Source organism: Sphingobacterium bovistauri (genome assembly GCF_020295405.1).
Classification (GTDB): Bacteria; Bacteroidota; Bacteroidia; order Sphingobacteriales; family Sphingobacteriaceae; genus Sphingobacterium; species Sphingobacterium bovistauri.
Window position 1 is genome coordinate 51,719 of sequence record NZ_JADEYP010000005.1, and the last position, 20,657, is coordinate 72,375.

Consider the following 20,657-nt stretch of genomic DNA (forward strand, 5'->3'; position numbering starts at 1 on the left):
TAGTGAAATCTAATTTTTAGTAGAGAAATTACAAGATATGGCAGGACATAAGGAAACTCCGAGACAACGGATGATTGGAATCCTTTATTTAGTGTTACTTGGTTTGGTAGCACTCAATGTAAGTGATTCAATTTTAGATGCATTTAAAAATCTGGGTAACAGTTTAAGTACTTCAACTCAAAATACACAATCGGGTATTGATAATATGTTTTTGGCTTTCAGGGAAACCAAACTGAAAGAAAACCCTGAAAGAGCCCAACCTATATTGGATAAAGCTGAACAGGCAAAAGCAGTTATTGCAAAATTAACTAACCAAGTATCGGAATACAATAAATTGTTAGCTTCTGAAGGTGGTGGTATTGACGAAGAAACAGGTGATGTAAAATTTAGAAGTAGTACAGATATTTCTGCTCGATTGATGATCAACGAGGGGCGTGGAAAGCAATTGCGCGATGCTATTAATTCTACTGCTGCTGAGTTGAAAAAAATAACCAACAATGAGGTTAATTTTGCACTCGATGCTACAGACCCTGCTCCTCGAGGAGGTGTGAAAAAATCATGGGAGCAGTCAAATTTTGGAGATGGTATCCCATTAACGGCAGCAATCACTGCTTTGGAAAAGATTAATGCCGATGCTAAGAATGCTGAATCGGCTGTGGTGAAGCATATCTTTGGAAAGATGGATCAAGCTGTAGTCAATTTGGATAAATTTGCGGCTGTAGCGGTAGCTCCTACGTCCTATTTGATCGCAGGTCAACCCTACACAGCAAAGGTGTTTTTAACAGCATACGATTCAAAATCTAATCCAAAAATTTCCGTTAACGGTTCTTCAATTCCTGTTACAGATGGACAAGGAGCTTATTCTTATACACCGGGTGTGGGTACACATACTTGGAAGGGTTCGATTTCTGTGCAACAGACAGATGGGACAGTAAAGGTTTATGAAACTGAGCCAATGACATTTCAGGTATCAAAGCCCTCAGCTGTAGTATCACCTGATGCAATGAATGTAATGTACATTGGAGTGGACAACCCACTTTCTATTTCAGCTCCTGGTGTACCTGTTGAATCATTAAAACTATCAGGATCTGGAGTAACATTATCATCGAAAGGCGGTGGAAAATATTCTGCTCGTGTATCTAGTCCTGGTGAGGTGACGCTAAATGTCGCAGCGACAGTAGATGGTAAAACTCAGAATCTTGGTGTCTCTAAATTTCGTGTGAAACGTATTCCAAAGCCTACCGCGAAAGTTGGAGGTAAGGATGGCGGTCGTATATCTGCGGCACAACTTAGGGGGCAGTCTGTTGTATCAGCATCATTAGAAAACTTTGATTTTGATGCTAAATTTCAAGTGACTAAATTTAATATGTATATCTCGAAGCCAAGAGTAGATCCTATAGGACCTTATTCATCGTCTGGAAACTCATTTAGCGGTCAGATGAAGACAGCTTTATCTGGTATAACATCTGGATCAGTAGTGATGATATATGATATAGTGGGTGTTGGGCCAGATGGTATGGCTCAAAATTTAAATGCAATTACTTTTCAAGTAACTAATTAATAGAATTAATATTCTATGAAAAAGAAAATATTATTTGTGCTGACTGGATTAGGATTCTCACTAGTGTCTCAGGGGCAGGTGGGGAATCTTAATAACAGTACAACACCTGTGCAAGAAAAAGAGCCTCCAATCGATGGATATGTCATTAAATCGGATGTAGCAAACCGTAAAGTGATACCCTATGCTCCAATTCGGCAAACGGATGTAGCCTTTAGTAAACGAGTTTGGCGTGAAATTGATTTGCGTGAAAAAATGAATCAAGCTTTTGGCTCACCAAAGGCAAGATTGATGGATATCATTGTGGAAGCAATTAAGAATGGAGAATTGACAGCCTATGATCCAACATCGACTAAAAATGATCCTAATGGTGACAGTTTCAAAAACATATTACCAATTGATCAAGTGTTAGCTAGATTAGGAGGAGACAGTGTTTTGGTTGAACAATACAATGAAAATAATGAAGTAGTTGGTTCGCATTACGAGAAACGTGATTGGAGTGGTGAAAGTGTTTTGAAGTTTAGAATTAAGGAAGACTGGATTTTTGATAAACAACGTTCCGTTTTTGAACCTCGTATTATAGGAATTGCTCCTTTGATTACACCACAGATACCAGGAGTTGATGCGTTTTCTGCAACACCTCAGTCGCCTGGGGCAAGTAATGTTGATCCTTTTGATCCATTTGCTGTTCAGGCGTCGGGAGAGGTAACAGAAGCCAACCAGCCACCTGTAGTGACTCCGGTAAATAGTTTTGGTCCCCAAGTGGATGCCACACCTGCTTTCTGGATATATTTCCCAGAAGCAAGGCATGTGTTGGTTAATAAAGAGGTCGTTAATAGAAATAGTGACGCAACAGGTTTGAGTTACGATGATGTTTTTATGAAACGACTATTTAGCAGCTATATTATCAAACAGTCAAATCCAGATGACTTACGTATTAAAGATTATATAACGGATGATATAGATCGGTTGTTAGAATCGGAGCGTATCAAGAAGGCTTTGATGGACTATGAGCAAGATCTATGGTCTTATTAATTAGTGATTTATATCACCTCAAATTATAAAATATTTTTACAGATTTGATCTAAAGATTTTATCTCTATTAGATATAGATATAAAATATAGAAAGAGATAAAAATGTAGAAATATTTTTTTTTATGTTTGTACTTACTGTTAAAACTAAAAGCTTGTGAAACTAAAACCTGTTGATAGCATTTCGGGAATTTCTCCTAACGATTTTGTAAGAGATTATCTAAATAAAAGTCAGCCTGTTATCTTGAAAGATTTTATTAGTAAAGATAGTGCTTGCTGGACAAAATGGAGCTATGACTATTTCAAAGAAATAGCAGGAGATGTACTGATCGATGTCTACGGAAGAGAAGAAGAAGGTCATAATTACGTAGCGAGTCCACCCGTTGGAAAAATGACTTTAGGGCAATATCTGGATAAAATTAGTAGTGAACCTACTGAGTTGCGTCTGTTTTTGTTTAATTTATTAAAAATTAGACCAGAACTAAAAAAGGATATTGTGTATAATGATGTAACAGGTGGTAAGGTTATTCAAGGTCTTCCTTATATGTTTTTTGGTGGCGAGGGATCAGCAACACGTAATCACTTTGATATAGACATGTCTCACGTGTTTATTTCTCAGTTTCAAGGATACAAGCGTATTTGGTTGTTTCCAAATGATCAGTCGGATTTGATGTACAAACTGCCTTATAATTGTCATAGTATCGCGAATCTAAAGACAAGTAGTTTAGAAGAATATCCTGCATTGAAGTATTTGAATGGATACGAGGTTGTCATCGGTCCAGGCGATACATGTTACATGCCTGCAGGTTGGTGGCATTATATTCAATACGATACAGAAGGTTATTCTATCTCTGTACGTGCATTAGCAAATTCAGTAGGTGAAAAATTAAAGGGAGCTCGAAATTTATTTATAACGCGTCATTTTGATGATACCATGCGTAAGATTTTTAAAAATAAATGGCTTCAGTTTAAAATTGACAAAGCAACAAAAAGAGCTGAAAAGGCTATAAAAAAATATAAATAAATAAAAGGCTCGAATTTGAATTCGAGCCTTTTATTTATTCTTTAGTCTCTTCTTCCTCGTTTATTGCGTTCCGATAGAATAAAGTGTATGGGTCTGTTTCATACACCTGTGCATCAGGATTATGCTTGAATGGAATTTCAGTATTGAATATTTCTTCCAAAGTTTCTTGCATGAATTTTACAAATTCATTTTTCTGTTCAGTCAAAAATTCATCCTGCATGACAGCGCCTCGACTTCCGTGGAAAATAGTCCCTTCTTCTCGCATTTTTCGTGCGACGTACAAATTTGGTTCTAAGTCTTTAATGCCAGTTTTTTGTTCAAAAACGTAGGCGTAGAATAATGTTTGAACTAAAGCCTTGTTTTCTGTATTGGACGAAAATACTTTTTCTATGCTTGAAAATTTGACTGAGTCACCACCGGTTTTATAATCGACAATTCGTTTTTTGACCTCACCCAAATCTGTTACCACTTCATCTACACGATCAATGATTCCGTAAATTTGTACCACTTCTTCTTTTCCATTGATCACTATTGGGAAGTCAATGCTATAGTCTTTATCGTTCTCTAATTCAATAATTCGTATAGCTTGAAAGTTTTCAGCATCATACTCTAAATACATTTTAATGTATTCTGTTGCGATTTTATGCATGATGCGTTGTAGACTATTCAATTCGTTGATTTCTTTTATCTCAGGATTGTATTGGCGAGCAATTTCTAATAGCACAAGCCCGTCTACATCATTTACTTTCTCTAACAACTGTTTTGTAGGCGTGAAGTCTTCTAGTCCTTTCAAAGGCTTTAGAATGGTTTCCATTACATTATGAATGACAGTCCCAAGTAAGTTCATCTCAAATTCTTGAGAAATACGAGGCGGTTCTTTAATTTCAGCGACATGTTTAAAGAAAAATTGTAGAGGAGACTGTAGATAAGTCGTTAAAGCTGTCGCTGAAATTTTCGCTTTGCCTTCAATATATTTTGCCCGCATATAATTCCATACGTCACCTGATTTTGGAATGATGAGTTCTTCTTCTTGAGGAGGGAAAAGTATGGGTTGCTGTTGTTGTTTTTTGATGAAATTGAACTTGCTTTCAAATTCTAATTGACGGATAAATCGACTTTCTTCCCCACTGCTGCTTTCGTCTACGATGCTGTTATAAAACAAATGTATGCTGTTACTATATTGCAAATGACGGTAAAATAAATAGGCTGAAAGTGCATCTTGGTTTTCTAAAATTGGAAGCCCATAAGCTTTTCTAAGGGTATTCGGTAGGAATGTAGCAGCATTCGATGTTTTGGGTAAGATACCCTCATTTGCACCTAAAATATAAATGTTGTCAAAGTTAAGGCATCGACTTTCGAGTAGTCCCATGATTTGTAAGCCCTCTAATGGATCACCTTCGATTGCTGAATTGATAGGAGCAATCGCTTTACGAATTAGGCCTATTTGAAACAAAATACTAAGCTCAGGTATTTTTTCAAATCCAAGATGCAATTGATTCAATACCTTTTTGGTTTCAATTAAAAGGTTTGCGTCTATCTGTTTGATTTGTGTGTCTTGAGCTAATGATGCTAATAACAAGTCAAGTATATGAATCAATGTAGGGATGACCTCTTTCGTAGAGGATAGTGGCTTGAAGAAATTGGGTAGTACCGATGATTTTATCTGAATATCTTCAATGTTGATTTCAAATAGTTGTTTTTCGTTAATGAATTTTTGGTTTTCCATTTTCTCTGTAGCAGAGATTTTCGTTAATGGATTATTCAAAAATGTTTCCACATCTTGATACGTAATTTTTGTTTTTTTTTGATGTGAAATTTGTTCTTGTGTTTTCATCCACAAATCCATAATTCCAAAAATAGGTGATTGTATCAGTGGGAAGCCTGTGGTGATATTTACTTTTGTCTCTGGTAAAGATTGTAATAATGGTACTAATAGCGATTCATCTGCTAATAAAATTGCGGAAGTCTTTTCTGCTTGTTCATTATTTACCAATATATCGTATAATAGCTTTGTTTGGTTTATTTTTCCGGTGGAAGCATATAGATGTATCGTATCACTACGATTTCCGATGATATTAGGCGCTTCTCCTAAAGCATTCAAGAGTCCATTCTGTAAAATGTTGCGGCGAATAAATAATCCGGCCTCTTGTTGATTGTCGTCTAAATAGTAAGTATCAGCATCAAAATAAAATAATGCTTTGCCTTTTTCCTGCCAATTTTTAAAAAGCGTTGCTTCGGCATTATTTAATGCATTGAAACCTACAAAAAGGATTTGTTGGTACGGATCCGTTAAAGCTTTGTTGTCCAATTCTCCTTCAGCCAATTGTCGATAGATGGTTGGGAAATTGGTATGGTTATGCGCTGCAAGTTTTTCTTTGAAGGCGCGATATAATACAGGCAATCTTTTCCAAAGTTTGAGAAAACGTTCTTGGACACCTGTATGTCCAGTGATGTTAAAGGATTGCCAAAATTGTTTTATAAAATCTTGTTGTTCTTTGGTTAAATGTTGAAATTCAATATCAATTTTACTCGTGTCAAAGAGCTCCATATAAATATGGTCTATATTCACTAAATCATAGTCCAATTGGCTAAAATCACTTAAGATTATCTCTGCAATAGGATAGAATTCTTCTAGGGTTTCTGGCTCATGACCTTCTTTTACTAATAATTCATTGTGCAATTCGTACAGGTAAAAGAATTGAGTCAATTGACTAACTTGATCTGCTTCGGACGCTAAACTGAAAAACTCCTGTATAGTGAAAAATTGAGGCGACCATATCGCATGACCATATGTGTCTGCTAGATGTTTTTTTAGATAAGTAATAGGACGCTTGTTGTTGAAAACAACGGCTATATTTGACAAATCTGTACCAAAGCGTTGTTTGATATCTTGTGCTACTAAGGCTAAAAATGAACTCATTTTATGATCTTTTTTCTATATTTTTAGATATCTCCCTGTGGTCGATATTACATTTTGAAATAGTCGTTACTTCGACGAAAGGACAAGCTTAACAACTTTGACTATTTCTAAGCATCTACTTTACCTCTACTAAATCGCCTCCTTTGGCATAAAACAAAAATCCTTTTATATTTTTGAGTCCTATATTTTGCAATGCCTTCATATATTGATCTACTTGTGTTTTGTGTTCTATATAGTTGTCTCCTGTGAACTTGAAGTCCAAGATAATGGTTTCATTCACATTAGTGAATACTTTATCAGGTCTTAATGTATGTCCATCTGATGTGATGATTGCAGACTCATTCCAGATTTTATAATCACTGGTCAGCCACTTGTTGATTTGTGGGTGATGCCAAATTTTATTTATCTGTTGTTCAAGTATTTCTTTGTTTTCTAAAGTCAGAATACCTTCATCAATATACCTGGTAATAATTTTTTGGATATCAGCTTCTTTTGAAGCTTCCGCCATTACTTCGTGTGCCATAATACCAAACTGAGATGCTTTTTCTAGCATTAGAATTGTGTTGATGGTGCGCTTGCTGTTTTTGTCTAAGGCTTGCTCCATGGCAAAAGAAATAGGGTATCTATCTAATGCGATCTTATTTTCTTCTGAATGTGTGTGTTCTTTTGTTTTGGATATAGTTTGATCGATGGAAGCCTTATTCTCTTTCAATTGAAATGGTGCATTGGGATGATCCAATGTTTGATAAACTACGTCAGATATAAGTTCGTTCTTAATGTCAATGTATTTGCCGAGTTTTTTGTCTTCTTTTTCTGGGAAAGAAGGGGCAGTAATGTACAAGTGCTCTATGGCTCTAGTCGTCGCTACATAAAGTGTGTTTAATGCATCCATAAAATTGAACAATTTTTCTTCGAAATATTGTTTGTAAAAAATGGATTTTCCAACGGAACTAGTATACTTAATTGGAATTTTTACTAATTGTTCAAATGATGTATTCACCGTGTTGATCCAAAAGTCACCATTAGTCATACCATCGAGAGTCCATGAACAGAAAGGAATCATGACAACGTCATAAGCCAGTCCTTTAGATTTGTGTATCGTGGTGACTTCGATAGCGTTTACTTTTCCATTGGAAGGCAATACGGCTTTATTGCCATCTTCATCCCAAAATTCTAAAAATTGATTAATTCCTCTTTCTCCGCTTGCAGTGAAGTTGCCTACTATATCTTTAAAAGCTAATAAATATGGTAGGTGGATATTGTTTTTAGAGGTGAAACCATATATTTCAATGAGTTTCTCAACTAAATGTACTAATGGTAATTTTTGCCAAATATCCCAGTCTTGAATCAATCGTTTTGGTAATATACCTTCGAATTTTTTGATCTCGTTGTTCTTAAATTGTAACCACATGTCAGCATCAAAAAAAGTTTCATTTTCAATGATTTGATATAAATAGGCCATCCGAGCGTGATGGATCACGTGCTGCTCACTGTTGTAGACAAAGGCCTTAAGTGTCTCGATTAGGAGATTTACAGAATCATTGGAATTTAAGGAAAGCGCATCACCGGAAATAACATCAAAATTCAATCCCGTAGAATTTTTATATTCCATTAACTTTTGAATAATGAGCATAGCCTGTTTATTGCTACGGACCAAAATTCCTATCTGTTTAGCTGCGTAACGACCCGAGGAAATCCATTCTCCTATTTTACTACATAGCTTTTCTGTGGATTCTTCCTGCACTTGATTTGATCTGAATCGACTATTTTCTACCGTAATGTATTCAATTTCAATTGAACCTTGATTTGCAGCATCATTTAATTTAAAATCGGGAATTTCTTGTGTGCTATTTTCATACGCACGAATGAGCATGGTATCATTATGAGCTTGTTTCCACCATCTCAATCCTTCTTCAGATAATTCCTCATGAGCAATATCATTTAATACATTTTGCATATGTGTTGGTATGCTCTGGTAAATGTAGTTGTTGAAGCGTATGATGTTAGGCAAACTACGGAAGTTCGTTTCTAAGTTTCCATTTTGGATAAAATGGTGTTTAGTTTCTTCATCTAGGTGAAAGGCGTCAGTGACTTGCTCTTCAACTTGTTGTAGTAAAATACGCCAATCACCATTGCGCCAGCGGTAGATACTTTGTTTGACATCACCTACAATTAAATGCTCATTCTGCTTGGCATCCGTATTACTTAGTGCATTCAATAGAAGTGGACTATAGTTTTTCCATTGAATTCGTGATGTGTCTTGAAACTCATCAAATAGAAAGTAATTGTATCTATTGCCGATTTTCTCCCAAATGAAGGTAGGATCATTATTTGCATCCAATCCCAATTTGTTTAATAGTATTTGTGAGTCTGAGATTAGTTGAGCTGAATTTTCTTTTCGCCAGACGCTTAATAAATCGGACATCTCTTTCAACAAACGTAAATAGTATAGATTACCTTGTACTGCTTGGTAGGCGATGTGGTTAGGTAGCAATTGTTGTACTATTACGAATTGCTCCAGTATCGGTTTGAATCCCGCTATTAAATCATATCTTATATTTTTATCAGAATCTGTAAAGGCTTCTTCATTCTCCAAAAGACTACTAAATTTATCCAATAATTTGATTAAATCTGAAGTCGATAATTTATTGACTTGAGGAGATGTTTTATTTGTTGACACTAATGCATTTCTAGATTTACCCTTCATTTCATTTGGATCAACAAGTAAAGATTTGAAAGTTTCTTGAAACGATTGAATTGCGATACTTAAAGTACTTAGGTACGATTGTGTTTTTTCACCTATCTCTTTGTTCAGCAAATTGAAAACCTGATTCGTGTCTGCAGTAGCTAAAGCGCCATCAAACTCTTGAAAATTTTCGCTGAAAATTAGTCCCGCCAATTGACTTAATTGTGTGCGGTAGTTCCAATTTTCGTTGTTATTGATTTTTTTCTCTGCGTATTCAATTATCCATTCCAATAGCTCTGGCTTGTCGTCCAGCAATTGATTCAACATGACAGTCAATTCAGTTTTGACCTTATTGGTGTTCATCTCAATTTTGTATCCCGCGTCTAAATTCAATTCATAGGTAAAAGAGCGGATTACCTTTTGTGAAAATCCATCAATCGTACTAATTGTGAAATGACTGTAATCGTGTAATATTTTTCTGTATACTCGATGTGCTTTTTCTTGAATAAGATGAGCAGACCATAAAGTATTGTGATTTAATATTAATTTTCTAAAGCTTTCTATTTTATTTGAGTTATCACCAACAGCTAGACCCTGTAGAACCGATAGAATACGTTCTTTCATTTCAGCTGTCGCTTTATTAGTAAATGTTACAGCTAATATTTCTCTATAGCTATTTTCATTAGTAAGTAATAAAGAAATATAATGCAAGGTAAGGCTGAATGTTTTGCCAGAGCCTGCGGAAGCTTTTAGAATTTTTAATGGAGCAACTTGCGTCATTTTGAATCGCGATTTGGAACCTTGAAAATACATTAAAATTGTGGGTTAATCAAGAGTAAAGCTAATAACGCTCATTTAAAGCTTTTTAGTTTCAGAAAATCTTTTTATCTTTGCGTCCCCTCATGCATGAAGTACGGGGGATATGTTGAATACATAAATAATAAAAAGACATGGCAACTAAAATCAGATTGCAAAGACATGGTAAAAAAGGACGTCCTTTCTACCACCTAGTAGTAGCAGATTCACGTGCTCCACGTGATGGTAAATTCATCGACCGTATCGGTTCTTACAATCCAAACACAAATCCAGCGACTATCGTTTTGGATTTCGATAAAGCTTTGGACTGGGTGAACAAAGGTGCGCAACCTACAGACACAGCTCGTACTATCCTTTCTTACAAAGGTGTGTTGTACAAAAAACACTTGCAAGGTGGTTTGAAAAAAGGTGCTTTTGATGAGGCTGCTTTAGAAGAAAAATTTGCTGCATGGACTGCGTCTAATGAAGCTAAAATTTCTGGTAAAAAAGATGGTCTAGCTAACGCTAAAGAAGAAGCTAAAAAAGCTGCTTTAGTTGCTGAGGCTGCTAAAAAAGTTGCTAAAGCTGCTGCTATCGCTGCTAAAAATGCTCCTGTTGCTGAAGAAGCACCAGTTGAAGAAGCGGAAGCTACTGAAAACACTGAAGAAACTGAAGGTTAATCCTTTCATACAGTATTCAAGAAAGCCGATTCATGATTTGAATCGGCTTTTTTATTATGCCGACTTTAAAGATTGTTTATTGTTAAAATGTAAGTCTCATTCCTACTTGGGGAAATTTGTGAAAGGGTGCCTGCGTGTAAGAGAAAGTAGGTTGTAATTGACCCATTTTCTTTTTGTCATAATACGTGTCGATGTAGAAGGGGATACTTATTAAGCTAGTGATACTACCTGCTGAGATGAAAGCTATACCACCGACTAATGCTCCAGTAGATTTCATAGCATTATCAGAGGGGGGTGTTACGGCTAATAATGTGCCTAACAAAATACCAGCCCCTCCTGCAATAAGAAGTGTATTGGCAGTTTTCTTTTTTTTCTTTTGAGCATTTAATTGATTTTCAACCTGATTAAATGTCTTCGTTTGTGCACAAAGATGGCTTGTGCTCCATATTAAAAGCACAGCAAGGATAATAACTGGTTTCATTCAGAATTGATTATTTTCTTTAAGTTAATATTTTCTCTTTGAAAATCATAGTAATAAATTCATTTTTTGAATTTACTTTAGTATAACAACATAGTGTTTTTTATTTTTTAATTTTGGCTTTTTAATTTGAAATATGACAATCGAAGAAAGTTTTTATATCGGATATATTAGTAAGACACGAGGTCTTAAGGGTGAGGTGCAGTTGTATTTTGAATTTGAAGATTATGAAGATCTTGATTTGGATATCATTTTTGTAGAAGTCAATAAAAAGCTGGTTCCATATTTCATCGAAACAGTAAAATTGCATAATAATAGTACGGCTTATGCGACTTTCGAAGATGTAGATCATATCGATAAAGCGAAAGCATTGGTGCATAAGAAAATGTATCTACCCAATGATAAAATGCCTGAACGTGATCCAGATGATTTCCGCTGGACGGATTTGGTCGGATTTTTAGTCGTAGATGAGGAGCATGGTGAATTGGGTGAAATTATCGATGTAACAGAGATGCCGCAACAATTCATCGCAACAGTAGAATTGGAAGAGGGAAAGAAGCTGATGTTTCCATTATCTGAAGATTTGATTTTGGGAATTGATGGTGAAGAAGAGATAATCGAGGTCGATTTGCCAGAAGGTTTGGTTGATTTGTATAAAGAGTAAATATTCTTAAAGTATGTTAAAGCGAATTGGGATTCCCAATTCGCTTTTTTATTTTTGGAGAATAAACCGAAATAATGAAAATACCTTTATTATATTTTACCATATGTTCTGTATTGTTCTCTAGCTGTGAAGATAAAGTAACACCTAATATTTCTCCAAAACTTACATCGATTGAATTTATAAATGAGGGAATCCCAACATATTCTAGTAAAATGAAGGTGGAGTATGATGGTGAGCGAATTGTAAAAGTTAGCAACTCGACCTATCATTATGGTGCGGATGGAAGGGTGATAAAGGAGTTACAGCGAGTTTCTCATGAAACTGATCCGAATTACTTATCAGGTACCACAGAATTTGATTTAGTTTATGAGTATACTTACGATCAAAAGAATAGACTCTCTGAGGTAAAATTAGTGACTGAATTATCTACTGTCTTTATTCTACCTTCTTCAATTTATCGTTTCAATATTAAATATTTTTATCAAGGAGATGAAATATCCAAGATGGAATATATCTATACATTTGATCTGCAGGCTAAAAAAGTGGTGAATTATTTTCATACGGGTAAGAAATTGGATTCGGTGAGTGTTCAAAATATCGGAAAAAGACCGCTTCAAGATCGATGGCTTGTGGATTCGTTATTTAGTCGTAATGTTTCGAAAATATCATATAAAATCGAACAAGATAATAAACCCAACCATATAAAAGATATTTTTCGCTCATTAGGATTTGTACCTAATGATGTTTCCTTTGCAAACTTTGATATTAGTAGTTTATCGTATGCTGTTAAATCGTATAAAAGTCTGGATTCATATGGTGTTCATAGTGAACTGAATTATATTGTTGGATCTAATAATTTAATAGAAAGAATTGAGAATCATATGAAAATAGGAACTTCTGTTTTTCCACGGAACTCCGGTTATATCACTAAATTCAATTACGAATAGTAATTAGTTAGAGCTAAATATTTTATTCTATATTATTCCAACTAAATAATTCGAATAGGACTGTATCGCTCTGATTTTTTGCAATAAAACTTACACTTATTAATCTATATTAAGATCTATAGCGCACTTTCTTCTTAATTTTATCTATCTTAAATAATAGATCATTAAAAATAAAGTAAAATTAATATGATTAGGAAAGTTGAACATATTTTCACTCCCAAAACTCCACATTTTGTAGGAGATGGCTTTAGAGTACATAATTTTATTCCCAGCTACCCTCAATTGAATCAAAAAAGAATGGATCCATTCATTATGCTGGATTACAATTCAAAGTATGTATTTCCACCAAGTGAGATTCCAAAAGGTGTTGGTGTACATCCGCACAAAGGATTTGAAACGGTGACGATTGCTTATCACGGAAAAGTCGAGCATGGGGACAGCAGTGGTGGAGGTGGAGTAATAGGCGAGGGTGATGTGCAGTGGATGACTGCTGGTAAAGGTGTCTTGCACAAAGAATTTCATGAAACAGAATGGAGTAAAGAGGGAGGTGTGTTTCAGATGATCCAACTTTGGGTAAATCTTCCCGCAAAAGACAAAGTATCACCTCCGAAATATCAGAGTGTGTCGAAAGAAACAATCAAATGTAAAGCTTTAGAAGATGGATTAGGAGCAGTGGAAGTCATAGCTGGAAAGTATAAAGATGTAGAGGGTTCAGCAAGTACATTCACTCCCATCGAAATGTATAATTTGAAAGCGCAAAAAGGTGCTCATGCTAGTTTTAGTATTCCTGCTTCCTATAATACTTTTATATTGGTGGTAGAAGGAAATGTGCTGGTGAATGGTGGGGATGAAATTAAAGTAAATCATTTAGCTTTGCTTGAGAATCAAGGCGAAGAATTCACATTGGATATACAGGAAGATGCGGTTGTATTTATTGCCGGTGGAGAGCCAATCAATGAGCCAATTGTTCACTATGGCCCATTTGTAATGAATACTGAGCAAGAAATCGAGGAAGCTATACAAGATTTTCAAAATGGTAAATTTGGTGATTTAGTATAGGAAGTATGAAACCAGAATTTGAAAACATTCCCGTAGTTAAGAATGAAGAAGCGAAGCAATTCCAATTGACTGTAGAGGGGTATACAGCGTTTATCGATTATAAAGAGCGAAATCAGGTAATCAGCTTGATTCATACGGAAAGTCCTGAAGAACTCGCTGGGCGTGGAGCTGCAACAGCCTTAATAGAAAAGGTATTAACCTATTTAAAGGAAAATGCCTATGAATTAGTACCGCTTTGTCCTTTGGTATTTGCATACATCAAAAGACATCCTGAGTGGGTGAGTATTGTACGAGAAGATTATAAACAAAAATTTATTTAATCCAAACATATGGACTCAACAGAAAGACAATCGGTCAATGCAGAAGTTGTTGCATCCATAGGCCAAGTCAACTACTTAACAACAATCGTGGCTGATGGAAAAGAAATTCTAGGTGATGAACCTGAATCTTTAGGTGGAGAAAACAAGGGTTTTAATCCGTATGAATTATTAGCGTCCTCTTTGGCCATGTGCACGGCTGCTACGTTGAAGATGTACGCAGAGCGTAAGGAGCTTAATTTGGGAAATATAGATGTCAAAGTAGTAGTGAATCATTTTACATCGGATAAATCAGCAGTATTCAAAAAGTATATTTCTTTTGAGAATAAAAATATAGAAGGGAAGGATATGAAGCGGTTAAAGGCAATTGCCGAGGCTTGTCCTATCAATAAGTTGTTGAGTAATGAGATTCTAATAGAAACAGATTTTGATTAACATAGTTTCATTATTTCGAAGTTTTTTTATAAATAATTTTAACTTTTCAGTTTATACACCGATATTAGTAGAGCTTATAGAGAAAGGCAGAGGGAATAGACCCGTTGAAGCCTTAGCAACCTGACACTGTTCAAGGTGCTAAATTCTACCCCTGACGGGAAAGATAAGTTTTAAGGATAAACCATACCTCTGGTGTCTCTTCTCTAGGCCTAAACGTAAGAAATATCATGAAAATCGTAGATCATATCAAGAACGCTAAAGGGAAACCTTTATTCTCTTTCGAATTATTGCCTCCGGCTAAGGGGCAGGGTATTCAAAGCATTTTTAAAACAATGGATGAGTTAATGGAATTCAATCCTCCATTTATTGATGTTACATACCATAGAGAGGATTACCTATATAAGCAGCATTCAAGTGGTTTATTAGAGCGTGTGGCTTATCGTAAACGTCCTGGTACTGTAGCCATTTGTGCAGCAATCATGAATAAATATAAGGTAGATGCTGTTCCGCATTTGATATGCGGAGGCTTTACGAAGGAAGAGACAGAAAATGCCTTAATCGATTTGGATTTTTTGGGAATTGATAACGTTTTGGTATTACGTGGAGATGCTAGAAAGGAGGATTCTGATTTTGTTCCGACGCCTGGAGGCCATTCCTATGCGACAGACTTGTTGCAACAAGTGAAGGATATGAACAGTGGTAAATATTTGCACGAAGATATTGAAAGCAGTTCAAAAACAGATTTTTGTATTGGTGTAGCGGGGTATCCAGAGAAGCATTTTGAAGCACCAAACTTTAATACGGATTTCAAGTGGTTGAAAAAGAAAGTAGATATGGGAGCTGAATTTATTGTAACGCAGATGTTTTACAATATTGATAAGTACAAGGAGTTTGTCGTTAAATGTCGTGAGAATGATATTCATGTGCCAATTATTCCTGGCTTAAAGCCTTTGACCACCAAAAAACAACTAATCGCTTTACCAAAAATCTTTCACTTGGATATTCCAGAAGAATTGAGCGATGCGGTGGAGGATTGTAAAACAAATGCTGATGTACAGAAAGTAAGTACAGAATGGATGGTAAATATGTGTAAGGAGCTTATAGATTTTGGAGCTCCCGTATTACATTTTTACACGATGAGTAATCCCGGCCCAACCAAACGAATTGTAGAAAAATTATTTTAGATAAAAAAAGCTTTCCCACAGGAAAGCTTTTTTTATTGTTAAATTCTGTTAATTAACATTTTAGCTCTACTTAAACCTTTAGATTTATAATAGTTATTTCCAATGAACGATAATTTACTATTATGAATTACAATAAAATCAATAATCTTCTAGGTTGGCTATGTGGTATGATTGCTACGATAGTGTACATAATTACTACTGATCGTTTTAACAGTTGGTGGGACACAGGTGAATTTGTGGCATCCGCATACAAATTGCAGGTTGTGCACCAACCAGGTGCACCTCTGTTTCTGATGATTCAGAATTTGTTTTCCAATTTAGCGATGGGTGATGTGAGTAAGATTGCTTTTTGGATGAATGTAGGATCGGCTGTTTGTAGTGGGGTGACAATTACTTTTCTATTCTGGACAATTACAGCTTTAGCTCGTAAAATTCTAATAAAAGAATCTATAGTCGATTCTTTTGATCTTCTGAAAATCTTTGGAGCAGGTATTGTTGGATCTTTGGCTTACGCATTCACGGATTCATTTTGGTATTCTGCGGTAGAGAGTGAAGTGTATGCGATGTCTTCGCTATGCACGGCTGTAGTATTTTGGTTGATTTTGAAGTGGGAGCGAAGAGCTGATCAAGCTGATTCTAATAAATGGTTGCTGGTTATAGCTTTTGTAATGGGCTTATCTATTGGGGTGCATTTATTGAATTTGCTCACTATTCCAGCATTGGCCTTGGTTGTGTATTTCAAAAAAGCACAGAAAATTACGGTAAAAGGAGTTTTGAAAACCTTGGGAATTGGAGTAGGAGTATTAGCATTTATTCTTTGGGGTGTTATTCAATACAGTGTCAAGCTCGCCGCCTATTTTGATTTATTTTTTGTGAATAACTTAGGCTTAAGCTTTGGATCGGGGATTTTGTTTTTTATTGTTCTGCTTATAGCTACTTTGGCTTACGGACTTTATTATGCATGGAAAAGAAACAAAGGTGTTCTTCAATTAGCTGTCTTGTCGCTTTGTTTTGTACTATTTGGTTTTAGTTCATATACCATGATATTGATTCGTTCGCAATCGAATATTTCACTGAATAATAATTCCCCTGATAATGCCTTTTCTTTCCTAGGCTATCTGAGTCGTGAGCAATATGCTTCAGAGCCATTAATTAAAGGCCCAGTGTATTCATCCAAAGTGATAAGCGCTGAAGAGAATTATACATACCGAAAAGATGATAAAGGATATACTAAAATTGACGCTCCTCCTACATATACGTATGATAAGGAAATGCTGTTTCCTCGTGTTTGGAGTGCGGACAAAGGTCATTTTTATTCGTATTATACAGGTTTAGGACAAGGAGAGAATCCTACAATGTGGGATAATTTGAAGTTCTTTTTTACCTATCAAGTGAATCATATGTATGTACGGTACTTCTTGTGGAATTTTGTCGGAAGACAAAATGACGAACCAAGTCATGGAAGTACAATTCATGGCAATTGGATTTCGGGGATATCGGCTATAGATAACCAGAGGTTGGGCGATGAATCAAGTAATTCGTCCAATGATCCTACTCAGAATATGTATTATTTTCTTCCGCTGTTGTTGGGGATTGTGGGCTTAGTTTGGCAATATAAAAGGAACAAGCGCGATGCGTTAATTGTCGGATTGTTGTTTTTCTTTACTGGTTTAGCAATAGTCATCTATTTGAATCAAACACCGATGCAACCACGAGAAAGAGATTATGCTTATTCTGGATCTTTCTATATGTTTAGTGTATGGATTGGACTGAGTACGATAGCTATTTTGGATATATTGCGTCGTGTATATGCGAATAAAATTGTTGCTACTACGGCATTGTTTTTCGTTTTTGCCGCTGGGCCAGGGATTCTAATCTATCAAAATTGGGATGATCACGATCGCTCCGATCGCACTTGGACGCGCGATATGGCGTATAATTATTTACAATCTTGTGAACCTGATGCTATTCTGTTTACTTATGCGGATAATGATACATTTCCATTGTGGTATCTCCAGGAAGTTGAGGGTATACGAACCGATGTACGTATAGTAAATTTGAGTTATCTGCAGTCGGATTGGTATGTTAAACAGGCTATGCATGATATTAATCAAGCTAATGCAGCGCCTATTCAAATAGATTCCGAAAAGATCAAAAAGGGTGTGCGGGATGTCATTCACTATTACGATATGCAAGTGGAGGGGCATGTAGACCTAGATACATTAATGGAAATTATGCTTTCGGATAATCCCAATAATCAAATGCAAATGTCTAACGGTACTTACGCAAACGTATTGCCAACTAAACAGATTCAAATGGTAATTGATAAAGATTCAGTCTTGCGTAATAGGGTTGTGCCAAAATCGTGGGAAGAGAATATAACGTATGTGATGCAATGGACATACAATAAGCCATATGTCACAAAAGCTGAATTGAGTATGTTGTCTATTATTTTGAATAACAATTGGGAAAGACCAATATACTTTGCAAATATGCTAGGTGCCGATAATTTTATTGGTTTGGATAAATATTTGGTCAATGAAGGCTTGGTCTATCGCTTAATGCCTATTGAAAAAGGTCAGGCTCAAGATGAAATATCTCTGATCAATACGGACACACTTTACCGTAATATAACCACGAAATATGCATATGGCAGTATTTCGACAATGAAGCATTTTGATGTGGATTATCGTCGTTTTGTCCAAAGCTATTTATTTGATAAGACTATAAATATGGCTTTGGATACTTTGATTAAAGAAGAAAAAATGAATGAAGCGAAAGAAATAGCTTTGCTTACTGTGCGCGAAATGCCAAGTCGCGTAATCAATATTCAACAGGTGTATTCTAATGCTGTAGTCGTGGACACATTAATAAAAGTAGGTGAGCGCAAATATGCTGAGAAACTCGCAAAACGTGATATTGCATATATTGATAAGCACTTAAACTACCTTTCGGCAAAGGTTGATAAACTAACTGCTTTTGATCGATTTGAATTAGAAACTACGGTAGACTCGTTAAATCGTTATAAAGTAATTTCACTCGCTCTTGATAATAAGCAACTCATAACACAAGTACAACGAATGGAAGATAGGTATTTGAGTAATTAATAAAGGAGGTCAATGAGACCTCCTTTATTCGTATGTTTTATCCTTTTTTGACTTCTTTCGCCCAAGAATCTTTTAACGTTACTGTTCGGTTGAATACCAAATGTTCTGGAGTTGATTTTGTGTCCACATTAAAGTATCCTAAACGGATAAATTGATATCCTTTTCCTGGAATAGCATTGACTAAATCGGGTTCGATATATGCTTTTGGAATGATTGTCAAGCTGTTTGGATTTAATGAAGCTTTGAAATCTTCTTCAGCCACAGGGTTTTCCACTTGGAAAAGACGATCGTACAAACGTACTTCCGCTTCTTTGGCATGTGTCGTAGAAACCCAGTGAATTGTACCTTTCACTTTTAGTCCAGATGTGTCTTCACCAGATTTTGAATTAGGAATGTAGTTACAGTGTACTTCTGTTACATTTCCATTATCATCTTTTTTGAAATCATGACATTCTACGATATATCCATGTTTTAGACGAACCGAAAGACCTGGTCCAAGACGGAAGAATTTCTTAGGCGCATCTTCCATGAAATCGTCACGTTCAATCCATAATTCTTTTGTAAATGGAATAATACGCGAACCTTCACCGCCCTCTACCTCAGGATTGTTTTCACCTACTAATTCTTCAACTTGTCCATCAGGATAGTTGGTGATAATCAATTTGATTGGGTCTAATACTGCCATTCTACGCCAAGCCGTTTTGTTCAGGTCCTCACGGATACAGAATTCTAACAAGCTCACATCAATCATGTTTTCACGTTTTTGAATACCGATGCGTTCTGCGAAATTGCGAATACTTGCAGGTGTATAGCCACGACGACGTAAACCCGAAATAGTAGGCATACGTGGATCGTCCCAGCTTTCTACATGACCTTCATTTACTAATTGCAATAATTTACGCTTGCTCATCACAGTGTACGTCATGTTCAGACGTGCAAATTCATATTGCTTAGAAGGGAAGATGCTCAATTGTTCAATCAACCAGTCGTATAATGCGCGATGTGGTATAAATTCTAACGTACATACCGAATGCGTGATTTTCTCTATAGAGTCTGATTGACCATGTGCGAAATCGTACATAGGGTAAATACACCATGTGTCACCAGTGCGGTGATGGTGTGCATGCTTGATGCGGTAAATGATAGGATCACGCATGTGCATATTTGGACTAGCCAAATCAATTTTTGCACGCAACACTTTTTCCCCATCAATATACTTTCCATCTCGCATGTCTTGGAAAAGCTGCAAATTCTCTTCCACCGACCTGCTACGATTAGGTGTTGGTACACCTGGTTCTGTAGGTGTGCCTTTAGCAGCAGCAATTTCTTCTGCGGTGCTATCATCAACGTATGCTAAACCGTTCTTAATTAATAAGACGGCATATTCATATAAAGTTTCGAAATAATCTGATGTATAAAGTTCTTCAGACCACTGGAATCCTAACCATGAAATATCTTTTTTGATGCTTTCTACATACTCAATATCCTCAGTTACTGGGTTAGTGTCATCAAAACGAAGATTAGTTTTTCCATTGTATTTTTTTGCCAATCCGAAATTAAGACAGATGGATTTGGCATGGCCAATATGAAGGTAGCCATTCGGCTCAGGAGGAAATCTTGTCAATACACGACCATCATGTTTTCCAGTTCGAAGATCTTCTTCGATGATTTCTTCAATAAAATTTAATGATTTTTCTTCCTCTATCATAATACAAAGTTAATTATAACTTGCTAAATAATTGTTACAATGGATATAAAATATATAGGCTGA

At 35.9% G+C, this 20,657-nt stretch carries 15 protein-coding genes and 1 riboswitch; of the genes, 11 read left to right on the forward strand and 4 right to left on the reverse strand.

Features of this window, described 5'->3' with window-relative positions:
• The first annotated feature begins 37 nt into the window (after positions 1-37).
• The 3 genes from porM to IPZ78_RS04225 all read left to right on the forward strand — a co-directional run bounded on the left by porM (position 38) and on the right by IPZ78_RS04225 (position 3,614).
• Positions 38-1,561 carry a type IX secretion system motor protein PorM/GldM gene (porM, locus tag IPZ78_RS04215; RefSeq protein ID WP_225551685.1) on the forward strand — a complete coding sequence of 508 codons (1,524 nt, stop codon included), beginning with the start codon at positions 38-40 and terminating at the stop codon, positions 1,559-1,561.
• A gap of 15 nt (positions 1,562-1,576) precedes the next feature.
• Positions 1,577-2,593, forward strand: a complete 1,017-nt coding sequence (gene porN, locus IPZ78_RS04220; RefSeq protein ID WP_225551686.1) for a type IX secretion system ring subunit PorN/GldN — start codon at positions 1,577-1,579, stop codon at positions 2,591-2,593.
• 154 nt (positions 2,594-2,747) lie between these two features.
• Positions 2,748-3,614 carry a cupin-like domain-containing protein gene (locus IPZ78_RS04225; RefSeq protein ID WP_225551687.1) on the forward strand — a complete coding sequence of 289 codons (867 nt, stop codon included), beginning with the start codon at positions 2,748-2,750 and terminating at the stop codon, positions 3,612-3,614.
• Positions 3,615-3,648: 34 nt separating this feature from the next.
• Here IPZ78_RS04225 and IPZ78_RS04230 read toward each other — a convergent pair whose 3' ends face one another.
• Both IPZ78_RS04230 and IPZ78_RS04235 read right to left on the reverse strand, forming a co-directional pair.
• Entirely contained in the window at positions 3,649-6,534 is a 2,886-nt protein-coding gene (locus tag IPZ78_RS04230; RefSeq protein WP_225551688.1) for a PD-(D/E)XK nuclease family protein, read from the reverse strand.
• 115 nt (positions 6,535-6,649) lie between these two features.
• Positions 6,650-10,033 (reverse strand): UvrD-helicase domain-containing protein, encoded by a 3,384-nt coding sequence (locus IPZ78_RS04235; protein WP_225551689.1) that lies wholly within the window; start codon positions 10,031-10,033, stop codon positions 6,650-6,652.
• A gap of 137 nt (positions 10,034-10,170) precedes the next feature.
• Here IPZ78_RS04235 and IPZ78_RS04240 point away from each other — a divergent pair, with 137 nt between their 5' ends.
• Positions 10,171-10,695 (forward strand): 30S ribosomal protein S16, encoded by a 525-nt coding sequence (locus IPZ78_RS04240; protein ID WP_225551690.1) that lies wholly within the window; start codon positions 10,171-10,173, stop codon positions 10,693-10,695.
• Positions 10,696-10,777: 82 nt separating this feature from the next.
• Here the strand turns inward: IPZ78_RS04240 and IPZ78_RS04245 are convergent, their stop codons facing one another.
• Positions 10,778-11,176: a hypothetical protein gene (locus IPZ78_RS04245; protein WP_225551691.1), complete on the reverse strand. Its 399-nt coding sequence runs from the start codon at positions 11,174-11,176 to the stop codon at positions 10,778-10,780.
• A 133-nt stretch (positions 11,177-11,309) separates the two neighbouring features.
• Here IPZ78_RS04245 and rimM point away from each other — a divergent pair, with 133 nt between their 5' ends.
• From rimM to IPZ78_RS04280, 7 genes are all read left to right on the forward strand, one after another.
• Positions 11,310-11,837, forward strand: coding sequence for a ribosome maturation factor RimM (gene rimM / locus IPZ78_RS04250; protein ID WP_225551692.1), 528 nt, complete (start codon positions 11,310-11,312; stop codon positions 11,835-11,837).
• Positions 11,838-11,911: 74 nt separating this feature from the next.
• A complete protein-coding gene (locus tag IPZ78_RS04255; RefSeq protein WP_225551693.1) occupies positions 11,912-12,784 on the forward strand; it encodes a hypothetical protein in 873 nt (290 codons plus the stop codon).
• Positions 12,785-12,970: 186 nt separating this feature from the next.
• Positions 12,971-13,843 carry a pirin family protein gene (locus IPZ78_RS04260; protein WP_225551694.1) on the forward strand — a complete coding sequence of 291 codons (873 nt, stop codon included), beginning with the start codon at positions 12,971-12,973 and terminating at the stop codon, positions 13,841-13,843.
• A gap of 5 nt (positions 13,844-13,848) precedes the next feature.
• Positions 13,849-14,163 (forward strand): GNAT family N-acetyltransferase, encoded by a 315-nt coding sequence (locus IPZ78_RS04265; protein ID WP_225551695.1) that lies wholly within the window; start codon positions 13,849-13,851, stop codon positions 14,161-14,163.
• Between the two features lie 9 nt (positions 14,164-14,172).
• Positions 14,173-14,595: an OsmC family protein gene (locus tag IPZ78_RS04270; protein ID WP_225551696.1), complete on the forward strand. Its 423-nt coding sequence runs from the start codon at positions 14,173-14,175 to the stop codon at positions 14,593-14,595.
• 71 nt (positions 14,596-14,666) lie between these two features.
• Positions 14,667-14,765, forward strand: a riboswitch (SAM riboswitch).
• Positions 14,766-14,822: 57 nt separating this feature from the next.
• On the forward strand, positions 14,823-15,779 hold the full coding sequence (metF, locus tag IPZ78_RS04275) for a methylenetetrahydrofolate reductase [NAD(P)H] (RefSeq protein WP_225551697.1): 957 nt from the start codon (positions 14,823-14,825) through the stop codon (positions 15,777-15,779).
• Positions 15,780-15,901: 122 nt separating this feature from the next.
• Entirely contained in the window at positions 15,902-18,886 is a 2,985-nt protein-coding gene (locus IPZ78_RS04280) for a glycosyltransferase family 117 protein (RefSeq protein WP_225551698.1), read from the forward strand.
• A 37-nt stretch (positions 18,887-18,923) separates the two neighbouring features.
• Here IPZ78_RS04280 and IPZ78_RS04285 read toward each other — a convergent pair whose 3' ends face one another.
• Positions 18,924-20,594 (reverse strand): glutamine--tRNA ligase/YqeY domain fusion protein, encoded by a 1,671-nt coding sequence (locus IPZ78_RS04285; RefSeq protein WP_225551699.1) that lies wholly within the window; start codon positions 20,592-20,594, stop codon positions 18,924-18,926.
• Between the last annotated feature and the right edge of the window lie 63 nt (positions 20,595-20,657).

Excerpts from the sequence above, each read along its gene's own strand:
- IPZ78_RS04230 (WP_225551688.1), bottom strand. The coding sequence starts at position 6,534 with ATGAGTTCATTTTTAGCCTTAGTAGCACAAGATATCAAACAACGCTTT.
- IPZ78_RS04280 (WP_225551698.1), top strand. The coding sequence starts at position 15,902 with ATGAATTACAATAAAATCAATAATCTTCTAGGTTGGCTATGTGGTATG.
- IPZ78_RS04235 (WP_225551689.1), bottom strand. The coding sequence starts at position 10,033 with ATGTATTTTCAAGGTTCCAAATCGCGATTCAAAATGACGCAAGTTGCT.
- porN (WP_225551686.1), top strand. The coding sequence starts at position 1,577 with ATGAAAAAGAAAATATTATTTGTGCTGACTGGATTAGGATTCTCACTA.
- IPZ78_RS04260 (WP_225551694.1), top strand. The coding sequence starts at position 12,971 with ATGATTAGGAAAGTTGAACATATTTTCACTCCCAAAACTCCACATTTT.
- IPZ78_RS04285 (WP_225551699.1), bottom strand. The coding sequence starts at position 20,594 with ATGATAGAGGAAGAAAAATCATTAAATTTTATTGAAGAAATCATCGAA.
- IPZ78_RS04255 (WP_225551693.1), top strand. The coding sequence starts at position 11,912 with ATGAAAATACCTTTATTATATTTTACCATATGTTCTGTATTGTTCTCT.
- rimM (WP_225551692.1), top strand. The coding sequence starts at position 11,310 with ATGACAATCGAAGAAAGTTTTTATATCGGATATATTAGTAAGACACGA.
- IPZ78_RS04265 (WP_225551695.1), top strand. The coding sequence starts at position 13,849 with ATGAAACCAGAATTTGAAAACATTCCCGTAGTTAAGAATGAAGAAGCG.
- porM (WP_225551685.1), top strand. The coding sequence starts at position 38 with ATGGCAGGACATAAGGAAACTCCGAGACAACGGATGATTGGAATCCTT.
- IPZ78_RS04240 (WP_225551690.1), top strand. The coding sequence starts at position 10,171 with ATGGCAACTAAAATCAGATTGCAAAGACATGGTAAAAAAGGACGTCCT.
- metF (WP_225551697.1), top strand. The coding sequence starts at position 14,823 with ATGAAAATCGTAGATCATATCAAGAACGCTAAAGGGAAACCTTTATTC.
- IPZ78_RS04270 (WP_225551696.1), top strand. The coding sequence starts at position 14,173 with ATGGACTCAACAGAAAGACAATCGGTCAATGCAGAAGTTGTTGCATCC.
- IPZ78_RS04245 (WP_225551691.1), bottom strand. The coding sequence starts at position 11,176 with ATGAAACCAGTTATTATCCTTGCTGTGCTTTTAATATGGAGCACAAGC.